This window comes from Blastococcus sp. SYSU DS0753, from assembly GCF_054051175.1.
Window position 1 is genome coordinate 29,749 of sequence record NZ_JBJHAT010000021.1, and the last position, 17,397, is coordinate 47,145.

A 17,397-nucleotide genomic window follows, 5' to 3' on the forward strand; every position below is an offset into this window, starting at 1 on the left:
GTCGGCGTAGGTTGCGACGACGCAGGTCGAGCCGACCCGGAGGTCCCCATGCCCCAGACATCCCCGCAGGCAGCCGTGCTCACCGAGCTCGAACCGGTGGTCGCGGAGAACCTCGACCGGCACATCAGGATGGCCAAGGAATGGCATCCGCACGACTACGTGCCCTGGGACGAGGGGCGCAACTTCGCCTTCCTCGGCGGCGAGGACTGGTCCCCCGAGCAGTCCCGGCTGGACGCGACGGCCAAGGCCGCGATGTTCGTGAACCTGCTGACCGAGGACAACCTGCCCAGCTACCACCGCGAGATCGCCACCCGCTTCGGCCGGGACGGCGCCTGGGGGCAGTGGGTGGGCCGCTGGACCGCGGAGGAGGGGCGGCACGGTGTCGCGCTGCGCGACTACCTGGTCGTCACCCGCGGCGTCGACCCGGTGGAGCTGGAGCGGGCCCGGATGGACTACATGACCACCGGCTACGACTCCGGAGACAAGACCCCGCTCGAGGCCGTCGCCTACGTCTCGTTCCAGGAGCTCGCCACCCGGGTGTCGCACCGCAACACCGGCAAGGCCACCGGTGACCCGATCGCGGACAAGCTGCTGGCCCGCATCGCAACCGACGAGAACCTGCACATGATCTTCTACCGCAACCTGGTGACGGCGGCGTTCGACATCGACCCCGACGAGATGATGAAGGCCGTCGCCAAGGAGGTCATGACCTTCGAGATGCCCGGCGCGAACATGGCCAACTTCCGGAAGAACTCCACGATCATCGCCAAGGCCGGCATCTACGACCTGCGGCTGCACCACGACGAGGTGGTCAGCCCGATCCTGCGCACCTGGAAGGTCTTCGAGCGCAGCGACCTCGGCCCCGAGGGCGAGCAGGCCCGCGAGCAGCTGGCCGAGTTCCTCGCCGGCCTCGACGCCCAAGCGACGAAGTTCGTGGAGAGCCGCGAGCGGATGCGGGCCCGCATGGCGGCCAAGGGCGAGGTCCCGGTCCAGGTCTGACGCAAGAGGTCTGACGCGAGGGGTCTGACGCGAGGGCGACGGGCGGCGGCTCGAACCGTCCGCCCGGCGCTCAGAGCGGACAGGCCATGACGATCTCGTCGCGGTCGTCGCCCGGTGCGACCCGGATCGCGCCGGGCAGCCGCCCGACCTCCTGGTAGCCGAGCCCCCGGTAGAACCCGTCCACGCCGGTGCCCCCGCGAACGGTCAGGTGCAGGAATTCCCAGCCCCGGTCCCGGGCGATCCGGTGCACCCCGTCCATGAGCACCCGACCGAGACCCTGGCCCTGACGCGAGGGGTGCACCTGCACCCGCAGCACCGTCCCCCAGTGGCGGCGCAGCGGGCTCAGCGACCCGACGACGCTGGCGAAGCCCGCCGTCTCGCCGTCCACCTCGAGCAGGGCGAGCACGTCCCGGCCGGAGTGGACGCCCTCCAGGAGCTTGTCGAGCAGCGGGACGACGTCGTCCTGCGTCACCGGCGGCACGAACCCGACGGCGCCGCCGGCGTTGGTGACGTCGGTCCAGCAGGCGAGCAGCTCGGCGCGCAGCGCCGCGTCGACGGTGGCAACGGGCCGGACGGAGGGAGCGGGCACCCGGCCATTCTCCGTGGCGGCGCTCGGCGGCCTGCGGCGCCCCTCGGCGCGCAGCGGGCGTGTGCCCGCGCCCCGGGTCAGCCGGCGCGGCCGGGTACGACGCGACGGACCCGCTCCGCGGGCCAGCGGGCGACCGCCTCGGCGAGTACCTCGTGCAGGAAGGCGAGGAACTCCCGGGTCTCGGCCAGCCGGCGACCGCCCGGGCGGTCGACGCCGATCAGCTCGATGCCCCCCGCGACGACGTCCTCGAACCGCTGCAACGCCGCCAGCTCCGCCCCGGCGAACCGCGTCCACAGGTTTTCGTCGTCGAGGACGTAGAGGTCGCTGCGCGTCCCCGGCTCCCGTTCGCGGACGAGGAACCCGACCTGCACCAGCTGGCGGACCGCGCCACTGATCGCGGCTGGGCTGACCTGCAGCCCCTCGGCCAGCTCGGCGGCGGTGTAGCGGTCGGCGTCGTCGGCGAGGGCGTAGGCGAAGACCCGGGCCGGCATCGGCGGCATGCCCGACTCCCGCAGGACCAGGGCGAACCGCTCGACGAAGCGGAGCAGGGTGGCCCGCTCCTCGTCCGTCGCATCCACGCTGGTCACTCCCTCACGGTACCGGACCCGTCGGGCACGCAATGAACTTCACAACTTTGTGAAATGAGTGTAGGTTCTGCCGCCGTGACCACAGCCATCTCCGTCTCCGGCCTGGTGAAGACCTTCGGCGCCACCCGCGCCCTCGACGGCCTCGACCTCGAGGTCGCCTCCGGCGAGGTGCACGGCTTCCTCGGCCCGAACGGGTCCGGGAAGTCCACGACCATCCGCGTGCTGCTGGGCCTGCTCCGCCCCGACGCGGGCCGGACCGAGCTGCTGGGCGGTGATCCGTGGCGCGACGCCGTCGCGCTGCACCGCCGGCTCGCCTACGTCCCGGGGGACGTGACGCTGTGGCCGACCATCAGCGGTGGCGAGGCGATCGACCTCATCGGCGCACTGCGCGGCGGCCTCGATCCGCGGCGCCGCACGGAGTTGCTGGAGCGCTTCGACCTCGACCCTCGGAAGAAGGCGCGCACCTACTCGAAGGGCAACCGGCAGAAGGTCGCCCTCGTCGCGGCGCTCGCCTCCGACGCGGAGCTGTTCATCCTGGACGAGCCGACCTCGGGCCTGGACCCGCTCATGGAGGCCGTGTTCCAGGAGTGCATCCGCGAACTGCGCGCCGAGGGCCGGACGGTGCTCCTGTCCAGCCACATCCTCGCCGAGGCCGAGGCCCTCTGCGACCGGGTGAGCATCATCCGGCTCGGCCGGACCGTGCAGAGCGGCACGCTGGCCGAGCTGCGCCACCTCACCCGGATGTCCATGGCGGTGGAGACCGAGCGTCCCGCCGACGGGCTGAGCTCCCTGCCCGGGGTGCACGACCTGCGGCACGAGGACGGCCGGGTGCACTTCGACGTCGACACCGACGCGCTCGACGGGGTGCTGCGCCACCTCGCCCCCCTGGGCGTGCGCGGCCTGACGAGCACCCCGCCCACCCTCGAGGAGCTGTTCCTCCGGCACTACGGCGACGAGCTCGCCGCCGACGGCGTGCCCGTTCCCCAGGAGGCGGGGCGGTCGTGAGCAACGCATCGAGCACGCTCGCCGGCACCGGCGCCCTGTTCCGCTTCGCCCTGCGCCGGGACCGGCTGCGGCTGCCGATCTGGATCGCCGCCGGCACCTTCATGGTGCTCACGCAGTCCGTCTCCAGCCAGGCCCTCTACGACACCCCCGCCGACCTGGCCGCGTACCAGGCCTCGGTCGGCAGCAACGCGGCGACCATCGCGCTGGCCGGCCCCCCGGTCGGGCTGGACACCGTCGCCGGCGCGGTCGCGTTCGAGATCTCCGCGACGCTGATGCTGATCGCCGCGCTGATGGCGATGTTCACCGTCACCCGGCACACCCGCGCCGACGAGGAGGCCGGCCGCACCGAGCTGCTCCGGTCGGCGCGCGTCGGCCGGCACGCGCCGCTGCTGGCCGCCGTGCTGCTCTCCTCGCTGGCGTGCGTCGTGCTGGCGCTGACCATCGGCGCGGCCACGACGGCCTCGGGGCTGCCGGCGGTCGGCTCGTTCGTGCTCGGCGCGTCGGTGGGCGCGTGCGGGCTGGTCTTCACCGGGATCACCGCGGTCGCCGCCCAGGCCACCGGTTCCACCCGCGGCGTCTACGGCCTGGTCGGTGGGCTGTTCGCCGTCGCGTTCGTGCTGCGCGCCATCGGCGACATCGAGGGCAACTGGGTGGTGTGGACCTCGCCGATCGGCTGGGCGCAGGCCACGCACCCGTTCACCGACGACGCCCCCGCCCCCCTGGCACTGTGCCTCGTCGTCGCCGCCGTCCTCGTCGTCGCCGGCTTTGCCCTGCTCGACCGCCGGGACCTCGGCTCCGGGCTCGTGCAGCCCCGGCCCGGCCGGCCCACCGCGCGGCGGGCACTCCTCTCCCCGCTCGGGCTGGCGCTCCGGCTGCACCGCGGTGCGCTCATCGCCTGGACGGTCGGGCTCGGCCTGCTCGGCGTGGTCTACGGCGCCCTGGCGGAGTCGGTCGAGACGCTGATCGCGGGGAACGAGCAGGCACTGGCCGTCTTCGGCGACCCCGACCTCGGCCGGCTCGTCGACGCCTACCTCGGCACAACGTTCGCCGTCACGGCACTGCTGGCCTCGGCCTACGCGGTGTCGGCGGTCCTCCGGGCCCGCACCGAGGAGTCGGACGACCGGGCCGAGGTGCTGCTCGCCACGGCGACCAGCCGCCCGGCCTGGCTGGGCAGCCACGTGCTGGTCGCGCTGCTGGGCTCGGCGCTGGCGATGACCGCCGCGGGGGTGACCACCGGGCTGGTGCGGGTGGCGCAGACGGGGGACGCGGCGGCGCTCGGCCGGATGGTGGGCGCTGCGGTCTCCTACGTCCCGGCCATCTGGGTCGTCGCCGGCGTCGCCGTCGCGCTCTTCGGGCTGCTGCCCCGCCTGGCCGCGGCCGTGGCGTGGGCCGCGGTCGGGCTCTTCCTCGTGATCACCATGTTCGCCGAGTCGTTCGACTGGCCGGGCTGGGTGAGCGACCTGTCGCCGATCGCCTGGATCCCGACGCTGCCGCTCGAGGAGTGGCGACTCGCGCCACTCGTCGGGCTGGCCGGTGTCGCCGGCGTCCTCCTGGCGGCCGGTTTCACCGGCTTCCGCCGGCGGGACATCGCCCTGGGCTGAGCGGCACCGCCCTGGGCTGTCCGGCATCCGCCCGGGTACTCACTTGGTCGGCGGCTCGCCCTCCGCGCGCGCCTCGGCCGCACGGGCCGGGTCGTAGGCGCAGGCGTCGGCGACGTCGATGACCGGGTCGTCCTCCGGCTCGGGGGCCTCCGGCGGTCCAGGGGCTTCCGCCCCCGGCGCCCCGTCCCCCGGCGGCGCAGGCGCAGGCGCCGGCGGCGGGTCGATCGCCTCCTGCACGAGCTGCCGGATCCGGTCGTAGTCCGGATACGCGGGATCGATCACCGAGGGGTCGAACACGACGCTGCGGATCTCGGCGTCCTTCACGAGGAAGGCCAGGTCGACGAAGTCGTCGAGCCGCGAGCGCGGGATGTCGGTGCTGACGATGTCCTCGGTGGTCGCGGCCAGCTGCTGGTAGCGCTGCAGGAGCGTCACCGGGTCGGCGGCGTCGACGATCGCGGAGATGGTGCAGCGCTGCCGCGCCATGCGGTCGTAGTCGCTCAACCCGAACCGGCCCCGGGCGAACTGCAGCGCGGTGTACCCGTCCATGCGGCGGTCCGGCCCTGGCTCGATGTAGTCGTCGGGCAGCTCGCCGGTGCCCGGGTCGCCGTTGATGGGCACGTAGTAGTTCACGTTGACCGTGATCCCACCGAGCGCGTCGACCAGCCGGCTGAACCCCTCGAGGTTGACCAGCACGAAGTAGTCGATCCGCAGGCCGAGGGCCTCCCCGACGCCCAGCTTCAGGAAGTCGGCGCCCGGGTCGTCGGTGGGGCCGAGGGCGTCGGGGTACCAGGCCGGGCCGTTGCGGTAGACGGCGTTGAGGAGGCTCTCGCTCTCGCTGCCGGCGTCGAAGCCCTCGGGGTAGAGCTCGGCCAGCGGGCTGTCCTCGGGGAACGGCAGGTCCTGGAGGTTGCGGGGCAGGCTGAACAGGAGGGTCTCGCCGGTGGCGGTGTCGGTACTGGCCACGATGACCGTGTCGGTGCGAACGCCCTCACGCCCCTCCCCGCCGTCGCCCCCCAGCAGCAGCACGTTCACCCGCTCGCGCCCACCGAAGAGCTCGGCGGTGCCGTCGTCCGGCTCCTCGTCGACGGTGGCCGACCTCCGGTCGTCGTCGAACACACCGGCGATGAGGTCCCGCGACGTCGTCGCCAGGCGCCCCACGAAGACGGCCGGGACGACGATCGCCACGACGAGCACCGCCACGACCAACCCGCCGGCGACGCGCCGCCCGCGCGACGTGCCGGCCGGCACGAGCATCCGGTAGCCGGCCACGACGACGGCGATCCACAGCGCGGCCAGCACGCCGATGCCGATGGTGGTCCAGAGCAGGACGTCGGTGTCGACGAGGGTGCGGGCGGCGAACCGCTGTCCCCCGGTGGCCAGCCACCCGGCGGCGGCGGCCAGGAGGAGGAAGACGGTGAGGACGACCGCGCCGAGCCGTCGGCGGCCGGCGGCGAGCAGCGCGACGCCGGGCACCAGCGCGCCGAGGACGGTCCAGCCGAGGGCGGCGCCGAACCCGCGCCGCGGAACGGCCCCCGACGCCCGCGCTCCACGCTGCGGGGCGGGAGGTGTCGTCCCGACGGTCATCCCACGCCCTCCGCGCCAGCCCAGCTCACGCGGCCATGCTCCCACCGTTCGGCCAGGTCGGGACGCCCGCGGCCGGCCCTCCGGGCAGGTCCGCCCGATCCGGCGACACCGACACCCGGGGCGGCCGGGCCGCTCCGTCGGTGGCTCTCCGTAAGCTCCGGGTCGTGCGCCTGGCCACCTGGAACGTGAACTCGATCCGCACCCGCGCCGACCGCGTCGCGGCCTACCTGGAGCGGCACGACGTCGACGTCCTGGCCATGCAGGAGACCAAGTGCCGGGACGACCAGTTCCCGCTGGACCGGTTCACGGCGCTCGGCTACGAGGTCGCGCACGTCGGCTACTCGCAGTGGAACGGGGTGTCGATCCTGTCCCGCGTGGGGCTGGAGGACGTCACCGTCGGCTTCCCCGGTCAGCCGTGCTGGGGCGAGGAGACCACCTGCGAGGCGCGGGCGCTGGCCGCCACCTGCGCCGGCGTCCGGGTGTGGAGCCTCTACGTGCCCAACGGGCGCACGCTGGCCGACCCGCACTACACCTACAAGCTGGAGTGGCTGGCCGCCCTGCGGGACACGGCGGCGGGCTGGCTGGCCGAGGACCCCGCCGCGCAGGTCGCCCTCGTCGGCGACTGGAACATCGCCCCGCAGGACGACGACGTCTGGGACATGTCGGTGTTCAGCCAGTCGACGCACGTCTCCGCCCCGGAGCGGGCGGCCTTCCAGGCGGTGGTCGACGCCGGGTACGCCGACGTGGTCCGCCCGCACGCCCCCGGCCCGGGGGTCTACACCTACTGGGACTACACGCAGCTGCGCTTCCCCCGGCGCGAGGGCATGCGCATCGACTTCGTCCTGGGGTCCCCGGCGCTGGCCGCGCGGGTCGGTGGGGCGTTCATCGACCGCGAGGAGCGCAAGGGGAAGGGCGCGAGCGACCACGCCCCGGTGGTGGTCGACCTGAGCTGACGGGCGCTTAGGCTGGCGCCTCGTGCTCGTCCTGCTGCCCCCGTCGGAGACCAAGGCCCCCGGCGGTGACGGCCCTCCGCTCGACCTCGCCGCGCTCACCGCGCCGCAGCTCACCCCGGTGCGGACCCAGCTCACCGAGGCGCTGGTGGAGCTCGCCGGCGACGTCCCGGCCTCCCGGGCGGCGCTCGGGCTCTCCCCGAAGCAGGACGAGGAGATCGCCCGCAACGCGGCCCTCTTCTCCGCCAGCACGCTCCCGGCCCTGCAGCGCTACACGGGCGTCCTCTACGACGCCCTGGACATCGGCTCCCTCTCCCGGGCGCAACGGGCCCGCGCCGACCGCCGGCTGGCGGTGGGGTCGGCGCTGTTCGGCCTGGTCGCCGGCGGGGACCGGATCCCGGCCTACCGCCTGTCGGCGGGCTCCGCGCTGCCCGGTCGGCCCACCCTGCGCGCCCTGTGGCGGCCGGCGCTCGGGCCGGTGCTCGACGGCGTCGAGGGGCTCGTCGTCGATCTGCGCAGCGGTTCCTACGCGGCGCTGGCCCCCGCGCCCGGCGCGGTCACGGTCACCGTGCTGAGCGAACGGCCCGACGGCACCCGCGCGGTGGTGAGCCACTTCAACAAGGCGCACAAGGGCCGGGTGGCCCGGTTGCTCGCCAGCACGACGGCCGAGCCGGACGACGTCGTGCGGCTCAGGGGACTGCTGAGGCGGGCGGGGTTGCACGTGGAACATGACGGCGGCACGGCGTTGACCCTGGTCGTGCCCGCCCGGTGAGGCCCATCTCTCCCGCCCATACCGAGCAGTTGGTTGCACGCAACCGGCTAGTCGTGACATAACTGCGGTGATCCGGTGCGCCCGAACAGTGCGGCGCCCGGTGTCACGGATCCGGCGACCGCCGGGGCAGAAGGGCTTCGGTGGACGGATCGGACCGCACGGTCGGCGCGGCAGCGACCCTCGGCGCCTGGTCGGCGGCCCAGCTGCGGCAGGATCCCGCCCGGGTGGCGGCTGCCCGCGCCGTCCTCCCGTACGGGGACCTCACCGGCCTGGACCGCCTCGCGGCGCTCGCCGCCCGGCTCCTGGGCACCAGCGGGAGCCAGGTCTCTCTGCTGGTGGACATCCAGCACGTCGCCGCCGGCACCGGCGCCGCCGCCGTGGGCACCACCGGACCGCTCGAGGAATCCCTCTGCACGGTGACCGCCGCGCTGCCCGCGGGGGAGGCGCTCGTCGTTCCCGACGCCCGGTCGGACGAGCGCGTCCGCGACCTCCCGCCCGTCCGGGCCGGCGCCGTCGGTTCCTACCTGGGCATCGCGCTCACCGACGCCTCGGGTGCCGTCGTCGGCGCGCTCTGCGTCTTCGACCCCGAGCCGCGGCCGTGGGCCGCGTCGGAGATCGACACGCTCCGCGAGCTGGCCGGCTCGGTGATGACCGAGCTCGAGCTCTCGGCGCTGCTGCGGCGGTCCGAGAACGACCGGGTGCGCTGGGAGCTGGCGACCGAGGCCGGCGAGGTCGGCACGTTCGACTGGGACCTGGCGACCGGGCAGCTGATCTGGGACGAGCAGCTGATCACGCTGTTCGGCTACGACGCCGAGGGCTTCGACCAGACGATCGAGGCGTTCAACGCGCGGCTGCACCCGGACGACCTGGAGCCGGTCGGGGAGGCGCTGCAGAACGCCATCGACGAGTGCGGCGACTTCGACGCGACCTACCGCGTGGTCCGACCCGACGGCGAGACCCGGTGGGTGCACGCCCGCGGCCGGGCGCTGCCCGACCGCCACGGCTCCGCCGTCCGCCTGCTCGGCGCCGCCTTCGACATCACCGGCGAGCGGGAGGCGGCCACCCTGGTCACCCGGGTGCTCGAGGCGATGCCCGCCGGCTTCTACAGCCTCGACCGCGACTGGCGGTTCACCCACGTGAACGCCGAGGCCGAGCGGCTGCTGCAGGTGACCCGCGACGAGCTGCTCGGCCGCGTGCTGTGGGAGGCCTTCCCGGACGCGCTCAACAGCGTCTTCGAGGACGGCTTCGACCAGGCGGTCCGCACCGGCGAGCCGGTGTCGTTCGACGCCTACTACCCGGCCCCGCTGGACGGCTGGTACGAGCTGCGCGCCTGGCCGAGCCCCGACGGGCTCTCGGTGTACTTCCTCGAGGTCACCGAGCGCCGCCGGATGCAGGAGCAGGCGGAGCGGTCGGCCCAGCGACTGGCGCTGTTGGCACGCGTCAGCGCCGACCTGGCCGGCGCCCTGGACCAGCAGGCAGCGATGGCGCACCTGCCCCAGCTGGTCGTGCCGGCGCTCGCCGACTTCTGCATCGTCACGATCGTGGACGAGGACGGCCGGCCGCGGGACGTCGGCGGCTGGCACGCCGACCCCGCGATGTGCCCGGTGCTGGAGCGGTACCGGAGCGTGCGGATGGACTCGATGCCGCCGGACTCGCCGGCCGCGATCGCGCTGCGCACCGGTGAGCAGCAGCGCAGCGACGGGGCCGCGGTGCTGGAGCTCATGGCCCCGGGCGAGGCCAGGGACCTGCTGGCCCGGCTCGGCCCCCGCGAGGCCGTCGTCCTGCCCATGCGCGGGCGCAACCGCACGCTGGGCCTGCTCACCGTCTACTACACCCGTGCGACCCCGACCCAGGCGGAGAACCTGGCCACCGCCCAGGAGGCCGCCGACCGCGCCGGTCTGGCCCTGGACAACGGCCGGCTGTACACCGCCCAGCAGCAACTCGCCGAGGGGCTGCAGCGCAGCCTGCTCACCGAGCCCCCCGAGCCCGACCACGCCGAGATCGCGGTGCGCTACCTCCCCGCCGCGGAGGCCGCCCGGGTCGGCGGGGACTGGTACGACGCCTTTCTGCAGCCAGGTGGCTCGACGATGCTGGTCATCGGCGACGTCGTCGGGCACGACACCGAGGCCGCGGCCGCCATGGGGCAGCTGCGCGGGCTGCTGCGCGGGGTCGCCACCTACAGCGACGCCGGCCCCGGCGAGGTCCTGCGCGGGCTCGACGCCTCGATGACGACGCTGCAGATCCCGACGCTGGCCACCGCGGCCGTGGCCCGGTTCGAGCAAACCCCCGAGGAGCTGGGCCAGGGCGTCACCAGGATGCGCTGGGCGAACGCCGGGCACCTGCCGCCGCTGGTCCTCACCCCGGACGGCAAGGTGGCGGAGCTCGGCGAGTGGACCGGCGACCTGCTGCTCGGTGTCGACCCCAGCACCCAGCGGCGGGAGACGGTGGCCACGCTCGAGCGCGGCTCGACGGTCCTGCTCTACACCGACGGGCTCGTCGAGCGCCGCGACTCCGACCTCGACGAGGGGATCCAGCGGCTGCGCGAGGCGGTGGTCGAGCTGGCCGACCTGCCGCTGCAGCACCTGCTGGACGAACTGCTCGACCGGCTGGTGCACGGCCGGCCCGAGGACGACGTCGCGCTGGTCGCGGTCCGGCTGCACCCCCAGGACCGCCCCCGGCCGGCCGAGGCCGGACCGGTCCGGGTGCCGCCCACCGTGCCCCAGGATCCGGCCGGGGCCTAGCCCGCCGGTGGGTCAGCGGCCGCGGTCGCGCCGCACCTGCGCCTTGCGCCCCTTGATCATCGTGGCGCGCAGCGCCTGCACGACCTCGTCGGCCGCGGACTCGGGCACCTCCACCAGGGCGAACCGCTGGTGGATCTCGATCGACCCGACGTCGCGCCCGGTCAGCCCGGTCTCCCCGGTGATGGCGCCGACCAGGTCGCCCGGCCGGATGCCGGCGTCCCGGCCCACCCCCACGAACAGGCGCGCGCCCGGAGCGCCGCCGGAGCGCCCGGCCGGACGGCCGCCGCGCTCGTCCCGGCGCCCGCCGTCCCGGCCGCCCCCCGCGCGCCCGCCGTCCCGCTCCGGGCGGAAGGAGACCTGGGGGATCTCCTCGTCGTCGTCCACCGGCCCGGCCGCCTCGTGCGCGAGCTTCACCGCCGCGAGCGCCACCTCCATGAGGTCGAACTCGTCGGTGAGGGTCTCGACGACCACCCGGAAGCGGTCCAGGTCGTCGGTGAGCAGGCTCTCCCGCAGCGCGCCCCGGGTGAGGTCGAGCCGGCGGGCCCGCAGGTCGGCGACCGTGGGCACCTTCTCGACGGCGATCGGCGCGCCCGCGACCCGCTCGATGGTCTTGAGCATCCGGTGCTCCCGGGGCTCGGCGAGCGTGATCGCCACCCCCTCGCGGCCGGCCCGGCCGACCCGGCCGATGCGGTGCACGTAGGACTCCGGCGCCGACGGGACGTCGTAGTTGACGACGTGGGTGAGCTGCTCGACGTCCAGCCCGCGCGCCGCGACGTCGGTGGCCACCAGCAGCTCCGCGGTCCCCCCGCGCAGCCGGCCCATCACCCGGTCGCGCTGCTCCTGGCTCATCCCGCCGTGCAGGGCCTCGGCCCGGTACCCGCGGCCGTTCAGGGTCTCGGTGAGGGAGTCGACCTCCTCGCGGGTGCGGCAGAAGACGATCGCCGCCGTCGGCGCCTCGACGTCCAGGATCCGGCCCAGCGCGGCCGGCTTGGCACCGCGGGGGACGACGTAGGCGGTCTGCCGGATGCGGGGCGCCGTACCGGGCGCCGCCCGCTCCCGGGCGATGGTGATCCGCACCGGGTCGGTGAGGTGGCGGCGCGCCAGCGCGTCCAGGCGGCGGGGCATCGTGGCCGAGAAGAGCACCGTCTGCCGCTCCTCCGGGGTCGCGTCGAGGATCGCCTCGAGGTCCTCGGCGAAGCCCATGTCGAGCATCTCGTCGGCCTCGTCCAGCACGACGGTCGCGATCTCGCCGAGGTGCAGCGCGCCGCGGTTGAGCAGGTCGAGGGCGCGGCCGGGGGTCGCGACGACGACGTCGACGCCCGACTCCAGCGAGCGCAGCTGCCGCACGATCGGTGCCCCGCCGTAGACGGGCAGCACGCGGGCGCCCAGGTCACGGCCGTAGCGGTGCAGCGCCTCCGACACCTGGACGGCGAGCTCCCGCGTGGGCAGCAGCACCAGCGCGACCGGGTCCCGGTCGGTGCGGTGGGCCGGCATCCGCTGGAGCACGGGCAGCGAGAAGGCGGCGGTCTTACCGGTACCCGTGGCCGCCTGGCCCAGCAGGTCCCGGCCCTCCGCCAGCGGCGGGACGGCCTCGCGCTGGATGGGGGTCGGCTCCTCGTAGCCGAGGGCACCGAGCGCCTTCAGCAGTTCGGGGCGCAGGCCCAGGTCCTCGAAGGTGGTGCCCTCGAAGGTCGTGCCCTCGTTCGTGGTGTCCGCGGAGCCCGCGTCGTCGGCAGTGGTGCGTTCGTCGGTCATCACCGGTCATCGTTCCCCGGAGGCCGCACCCGCACGCACGCGGGCTTCTGGCAGGCTGCCGGGGTGACCGCCGACGACGAGCTCTGCACCCGCCCCGCCACCGAGCTGGCCGCACTCGTGCGCCGCCGGGAGGTGTCCGCCCGGGAGCTGCTCGAGGCGCAGCTGCGGCGCATCGAGCGGGTGAACCCGCGGGTCAATGCGATCGTGACGCTGGACGCCGAGGCCGCCCGGGCCGCCGCCGACGCCGCCGACGCCGCGCAGGCCGCCGGCGAGCCGCTCGGCCCGCTGCACGGGCTCCCGGTCGCGCACAAGGACACCCACGCCACCGGGGGCATGCGCACGACCTGGGGCTCTCCGGTGCACGCCGACACCGTGCCGGACGCCGACGAGCTGGTGGTGGCCCGCCTGGTGGGCGCCGGGGCGATCCGCGTGGGCAAGACCAACGTGCCGGAGTTCGCGGCGGGCTCGCACACCTTCAACCCGGTGTTCGGCGCCACCCACAACCCCTACCGGCACGGGCTCTCCGCCGGCGGCTCCAGCGGCGGGGCCGCGGCCGCGCTGGCGGCCGGGCTGGTGCCCCTGGCCGAGGGCAGCGACATGGGCGGCTCGCTGCGCAACCCGGCCGCGTTCTGCAACGTCGTCGGGCTGCGGCCCACCCCCGGCCGCGTGCCCACCTGGCCGGCGCCGATGGGCTGGTCGACCCTCTCGGTGCAGGGGCCCATGGGGCGGACCGTGGCCGACGTCGCCCTGCAGCTGTCGGTGCTGGCCGGGCCGGACCCCCGGGTGCCGATCGCGCTGGAGGAGCCCGGCGCCGGGTTCGCCGCACCCCTGCCCGAGCGGCTGGACGGGCTGCGGGTGGCCTGGGCGCCCGACCTCGGCGGGCAGGTGACCGTCGACCCCGCGATCACCGCCGGGCTCGCGCCGTCGATCGCGGTGTTCGAGTCGCTGGGAGCGACGGTGGAGGAGGCCTGCCCCGACCTCTCCGGCGCCGACGAGGTGTTCGGCACGCTGCGGGCGTGGCTGTTCGACGCGTCGTTCGGCGAGCTGATCCGCCGCCACCCGGACCAGGTCAAGGAGTCGATCCGCTGGAACGCGGCGCGGGGCGCGGAGCTCACCGGCGCCGACCTGGCCCGCGCGGAGCAGCTGCACACGAAGCTGCACGAGCGGATGGTCGCGTTCTTCGAGCGGTACGACGTGCTGCTCGCCCCGACGACGCAGGTGCTGCCCTTCCCGGTGGAGATCGAGTACCCGACCGAGATCGCCGGCGTCCACCAGGACAACTACCTGGAGTGGATGCGCTCCTGCACGGTCATCTCGGCCACCGGCTGCCCGGCGCTGTCGGTGCCCGGCGGCTTCACCGCGGACGGGCTGCCGGTCGGCCTGCAGGTGATCGGCCCGGCCCGGGCCGACCGGCGGGTGCTCGAGGTGGGGCACGCGTTCGAGCAGGCGACCCGGTTCGGCGAGCGCCGGCCGGCCCTCTGAGCTCGTCTACTGGGTTCTAGCGCTCCAGCTAGATCTCCTTAGACCGGGCGAGATCTGCACACTCGCCCCCATCAGGTCCCTGATGGGGGCGAGTGTGCAGATCTCGCACGTCAAGCGGGGGTGGGGCCGTCGGAGCCGGCGGGGTACTCCAGCAACGGCGCCTCGCCGGCCGCCCACGCGGCGAGGACCGGCTCCACGATCCGCCACGACTCCTCGGCCTCGACGTCGCTGATCGACAGCGCGGCGTCGCCCGCCAGCATCTCCCGGAGCAGCAACCCGTAGGCCGACAGCCCGGCCGGGGGCAGGGCGATGTCCAGGGTCCGCCGCTCGAGGTCGAACGGGTCGCCGGCGCCGTTGAGGTTGACCTCCAGCGCGATGCCGTCGGGGTCCAGCTGCATGCGCAGGACGTCGGGCTCGGGATCCTCGTCGGTGAAGGCGAGGTGCGGGACCGGCCGGAAGCGGATCACGATCTCCCGCCGCTGGGCGCCCAGTGCCTTCCCGCTCCGCAGGCGGAACGGGACGCCCGACCACCGCCAGTTGTCGATGGTCACGGTGAACTCGGCGTAGGTCTCGGTCCCCCGGTCCGGGTCCACGCCCTCCTCGACGGCGTAGTCGGGCAGCGCCCGCTCGCCGACGGTGCCGGCGGTGTACCGGGCGCGCACGGTGTCCCGGCGCACGTCCTCCGGCGGCCGGACGGCGCGCAGCACGTCGCCCTTGCGGGCCGCGAGCCCCGCCGCGTCGACGGTCAGCGGTGGCTCCATCGCCACCAGGGCCAGCAGCTGCAGCAGGTGGTTCTGCAGCATGTCGCGCAGGGCGCCGGCGGTGTCGTAGTAGCCGGCCCGGCCCTCCAGCCCCAGCGTCTCGTCGAAGACGATGTCCACGCGCTCGATGTGCGCGGCGTTCCACACCGGTTCGAACAACCGGTTGGCGAACCGCAGCCCCAGGACGTTGAGCACCGTCTGCTTGGCGAGGAAGTGGTCGATGCGGAAGACGGCGTCCTCCGGCGCCAGCTGGTGGAGGAGGCGGTTGAGCTCGCGCGCGTCGGCCCCGTCCCGGCCGAACGGCTTCTCCACGGCGACGATCGCCCCGTCGGGAAGCCCCACCTCCACCAGCGCTTCCAGGGTCGGCCGGAAGACGGTGTTCGGCAGCGCCAGGTAGACCACCGGCACGTGCTCGACCCGGTCGAGCGCCCGGCGCAGGTCCTCGCCCACGGTGACGTCCCCGCGGACGTGGCGGAGACGACCGACGACCCGGTCCCGGGTGCCCTCGGGGACGTGGGCGGCGTGGGCGTCCAGCCGGCGGCGCGCCCACCCCCGGTAGTCCTCGTCGCTCCACTCCTCCCGGCTCACCGCGAGGACGTCGACCTCCTCGTCGAGCACTCCCGCCTCGACGAGCTCGGCCAGCCCGGGCAGCAGCAACCGGCCGGTGAGGTCACCGCTCCCACCGAGGACGACGAACGACCGCTTCATGCCCGCTCCTCCCCCGCCCGCGCCGACTCGGCACGAGCCAGGTTCCACCCGCTCGTGATCACCCCGACGTGGCTGAACGCCTGCGGGAAGTTGCCGAGGAAGGCACCCGTCGAGGGGTCGACCTCCTCGGCCAGCAGACCGACCTCGTTGGCCCGCCCGCACAGCGAGTCGTACAGCGAGTGCGCCTCGTCGAGCCGGCCCTGACCGGCCAGGTTGTCGACCAGCCAGAAGCTGCAGAGCAGGAAGGCGCCCTCACCCCCGGGCAACCCGTCGGGCGACTCGTCGTGCAGGTACCGGTAGAGCAGCCCGTCGCCGGCGTCGAGGTGCCGGCGGACCGCCTCGGTGGTGGCCACCATGCGCGGGTCGTCCGCGGCGACGACCCGGCGCAGCGGCAGAGTGAGCAGCGAGCCGTCCAGCCCGCCCCGCTGCGCCTCCCCCGGCGGCGCCAGGTGCTCGGTGAAGGTCCCCCGCTCGTCGTCCCAGGCCTGCTCGAGCAGCGTCGCCCGGATCAGGTCGGCCTCCCGCTGCCACTCCCGCCGGGGGTGCGGCAGCCCGCAGAGGTCCGCGATGCGCAACGCCCGGTCGACGGCGACGTGGCACAGGGCGACGGAGTAGGTGAAGGGCCGGCCCGCGGCGCGGATCTCCCAGATGCCGTTGTCCGGCGTCCGCCAGTTGGCGATCGCCTGGCCGGTCAGCTCGCACAGGGCGCGCCAGAGCGGCGGGGACACCTCGCCGCCGGCGCGCGCCCACTGGTAGGCGACGTCGAGCAGTTCGCCGTAGACGTCGTGCTGCACCTGCCGCGCCGCCCCGTTGCCCCACCGGACCGGCCCCGATCCCCGGTACCCCGAGAGCGTGAGGTCCTGCCACTCCAGGCCGGGGCGCCGGCCGTCGAGGGTGTAGACGATGCTCGCCCGGTCGTCGCGCTCGATGTTGCGCAGCGTCCAGGCCAGGAACGAGTCGGCCTCCTCGTGCATCCTGATCCGGCGCAGGGCGTAGGTGGTGAAGGCGGCGTCGCGCACCCAGGTGTAGCGGTAGTCCCAGTTGCGCACGCCGCCGATCGCCTCCGGCAGCGAGGAGGTCGCCGCGGCCATGATCGCGCCGGTGGAGGCGTGGTCGAGCAGCTTCAGCGTGAGCGCGGAGCGGCGCACGAGCTCCCGCTGCGGGCCGTCGTACTGGATGCGCCCGGCCCAGTCCCGCCAGGCGGCGGCGGTCTGGTCGACCAGCCGCTGGGGCGCGGTGCGCGACCGGGTGTGCGTCTGCCCCGACCAGTGCAGCGTGCAGGTGAGCAGCTCGCCGTCGTCGAGCTCCACGCGGGCGCTCAGGGCGCCGGTCCGGTCGACGGACAACTCGTGCGAGCACCACAGGGAGAGCTCGAGCTCCGGGTGGGCCGGCCAGAGGATGCGCCACGCGCCGAGCTCGCGCCGCACCTGGACGCCGTCGAGCGGGTCGAGGTGGACCTCGACCGTCACCCGACCCCCGACCGCCCGGGCCAGGCGCAGCAGTTCCCCCCGCCCCGGCGGCACCTGCTCGCCCAGGTCGGACCCCGAGCGCAGCGTCATGCAGTCGGTGAGCTCCAGCCGCCCGTCGGCGCCCTGCAGCTCGGTCACCAGGATCCCCGTGTCGGGCAGGTAGCGCTGGGCCGACTCCCGCAGCCCCGCCGGAGCGATGCCGAAGCTGCCGCCGCGCTTGGCGTCGAGGATGCCGGCGAGGAAGGGCCGGCTGTCGAAGTTCGGCAGGCACAGCCAGGGGATGCTGCCGTCCCGGGCCACCAGCGCGCAGGTGAGGCCGTCACCGATCAGGCCGTGGTCCTCGATGGGCAGGTACCCGTCGGTGCGGTCGAGCGGGCGCAGCGGCACAGCGGCT

Annotated in this window: 13 protein-coding genes; 7 read left to right on the forward strand and 6 right to left on the reverse strand. The window is 74.6% G+C overall.

All coding sequences use genetic code 11. From position 1 onward, the window contains the following. The first annotated feature begins 48 nt into the window (after nucleotides 1–48). Nucleotides 49–999: an acyl-ACP desaturase gene (locus ACI799_RS15300; protein ID WP_456590181.1), complete on the forward strand. Its 951-nt coding sequence runs from the start codon at nucleotides 49–51 to the stop codon at nucleotides 997–999. Nucleotides 1,000–1,069: 70 nt separating this feature from the next. On the opposite strand, the gene ACI799_RS15305 is transcribed toward ACI799_RS15300, so the two are convergent. After that, complete coding sequence (locus ACI799_RS15305) at nucleotides 1,070–1,588, reverse strand: N-acetyltransferase family protein (protein ID WP_456590180.1); 519 nt, start codon at nucleotides 1,586–1,588, stop codon at nucleotides 1,070–1,072. Between the two features lie 77 nt (nucleotides 1,589–1,665). Then, on the reverse strand, nucleotides 1,666–2,175 hold the full coding sequence (locus ACI799_RS15310; RefSeq protein WP_456613413.1) for a GbsR/MarR family transcriptional regulator: 510 nt from the start codon (nucleotides 2,173–2,175) through the stop codon (nucleotides 1,666–1,668). A 75-nt stretch (nucleotides 2,176–2,250) separates the two neighbouring features. Between ACI799_RS15310 and ACI799_RS15315 the strand changes: the two genes are divergently transcribed. After that, complete coding sequence (locus ACI799_RS15315; RefSeq protein ID WP_456590178.1) at nucleotides 2,251–3,180, forward strand: ABC transporter ATP-binding protein; 930 nt, start codon at nucleotides 2,251–2,253, stop codon at nucleotides 3,178–3,180. Next, nucleotides 3,177–4,781, forward strand: coding sequence for an ABC transporter permease (locus tag ACI799_RS15320; RefSeq protein ID WP_456600039.1), 1,605 nt, complete (start codon nucleotides 3,177–3,179; stop codon nucleotides 4,779–4,781). Before ACI799_RS15315 ends, ACI799_RS15320 begins: the two co-directional genes overlap by 4 nt. 39 nt (nucleotides 4,782–4,820) lie before the next feature. Here the strand turns inward: ACI799_RS15320 and ACI799_RS15325 are convergent, their stop codons facing one another. Then, the gene (locus tag ACI799_RS15325; RefSeq protein ID WP_456590176.1) at nucleotides 4,821–6,365 is read right to left on the reverse strand and encodes an LCP family protein; all 1,545 of its coding nucleotides are present in this window, start codon (nucleotides 6,363–6,365) and stop codon (nucleotides 4,821–4,823) included. A 164-nt stretch (nucleotides 6,366–6,529) separates the two neighbouring features. Between ACI799_RS15325 and ACI799_RS15330 the strand changes: the two genes are divergently transcribed. The 3 genes from ACI799_RS15330 (at nucleotide 6,530) to ACI799_RS15340 (ending at nucleotide 10,828) form a co-directional block, all read left to right on the forward strand. Continuing rightward, nucleotides 6,530–7,318, forward strand: coding sequence for an exodeoxyribonuclease III (locus ACI799_RS15330; RefSeq protein WP_456613414.1), 789 nt, complete (start codon nucleotides 6,530–6,532; stop codon nucleotides 7,316–7,318). A gap of 22 nt (nucleotides 7,319–7,340) precedes the next feature. After that, entirely contained in the window at nucleotides 7,341–8,087 is a 747-nt protein-coding gene (yaaA, locus tag ACI799_RS15335) for a peroxide stress protein YaaA (protein ID WP_456613415.1), read from the forward strand. Nucleotides 8,088–8,227: 140 nt separating this feature from the next. Next, nucleotides 8,228–10,828 carry a SpoIIE family protein phosphatase gene (locus ACI799_RS15340; protein WP_456600040.1) on the forward strand — a complete coding sequence of 867 codons (2,601 nt, stop codon included), beginning with the start codon at nucleotides 8,228–8,230 and terminating at the stop codon, nucleotides 10,826–10,828. Nucleotides 10,829–10,840: 12 nt separating this feature from the next. Here the strand turns inward: ACI799_RS15340 and ACI799_RS15345 are convergent, their stop codons facing one another. After that, a complete protein-coding gene (locus ACI799_RS15345; protein WP_456590172.1) occupies nucleotides 10,841–12,583 on the reverse strand; it encodes a DEAD/DEAH box helicase in 1,743 nt (580 codons plus the stop codon). A gap of 63 nt (nucleotides 12,584–12,646) precedes the next feature. Here ACI799_RS15345 and ACI799_RS15350 point away from each other — a divergent pair, with 63 nt between their 5' ends. Next, nucleotides 12,647–14,065, forward strand: coding sequence for an amidase (locus ACI799_RS15350; protein WP_456613416.1), 1,419 nt, complete (start codon nucleotides 12,647–12,649; stop codon nucleotides 14,063–14,065). Between the two features lie 110 nt (nucleotides 14,066–14,175). On the opposite strand, the gene ACI799_RS15355 is transcribed toward ACI799_RS15350, so the two are convergent. Both ACI799_RS15355 and ACI799_RS15360 read right to left on the reverse strand, forming a co-directional pair. Continuing rightward, complete coding sequence (locus tag ACI799_RS15355; RefSeq protein WP_456597607.1) at nucleotides 14,176–15,534, reverse strand: glucose-6-phosphate dehydrogenase; 1,359 nt, start codon at nucleotides 15,532–15,534, stop codon at nucleotides 14,176–14,178. Continuing rightward, nucleotides 15,531–17,390, reverse strand: coding sequence for a glycoside hydrolase family 15 protein (locus tag ACI799_RS15360; RefSeq protein ID WP_456613417.1), 1,860 nt, complete (start codon nucleotides 17,388–17,390; stop codon nucleotides 15,531–15,533). Before ACI799_RS15360 ends, ACI799_RS15355 begins: the two co-directional genes overlap by 4 nt. Between the last annotated feature and the right edge of the window lie 7 nt (nucleotides 17,391–17,397).

Bases quoted from the DNA above. Each gene is read 5' to 3' on its own strand.
- ACI799_RS15300 (WP_456590181.1), top strand. From the start codon at position 49: ATGCCCCAGACATCCCCGCAGGCAGCCGTGCTCACCGAGCTCGAACCG.
- ACI799_RS15325 (WP_456590176.1), bottom strand. From the start codon at position 6,365: ATGACCGTCGGGACGACACCTCCCGCCCCGCAGCGTGGAGCGCGGGCG.
- ACI799_RS15345 (WP_456590172.1), bottom strand. From the start codon at position 12,583: ATGACCGACGAACGCACCACTGCCGACGACGCGGGCTCCGCGGACACC.
- ACI799_RS15355 (WP_456597607.1), bottom strand. From the start codon at position 15,534: ATGAAGCGGTCGTTCGTCGTCCTCGGTGGGAGCGGTGACCTCACCGGC.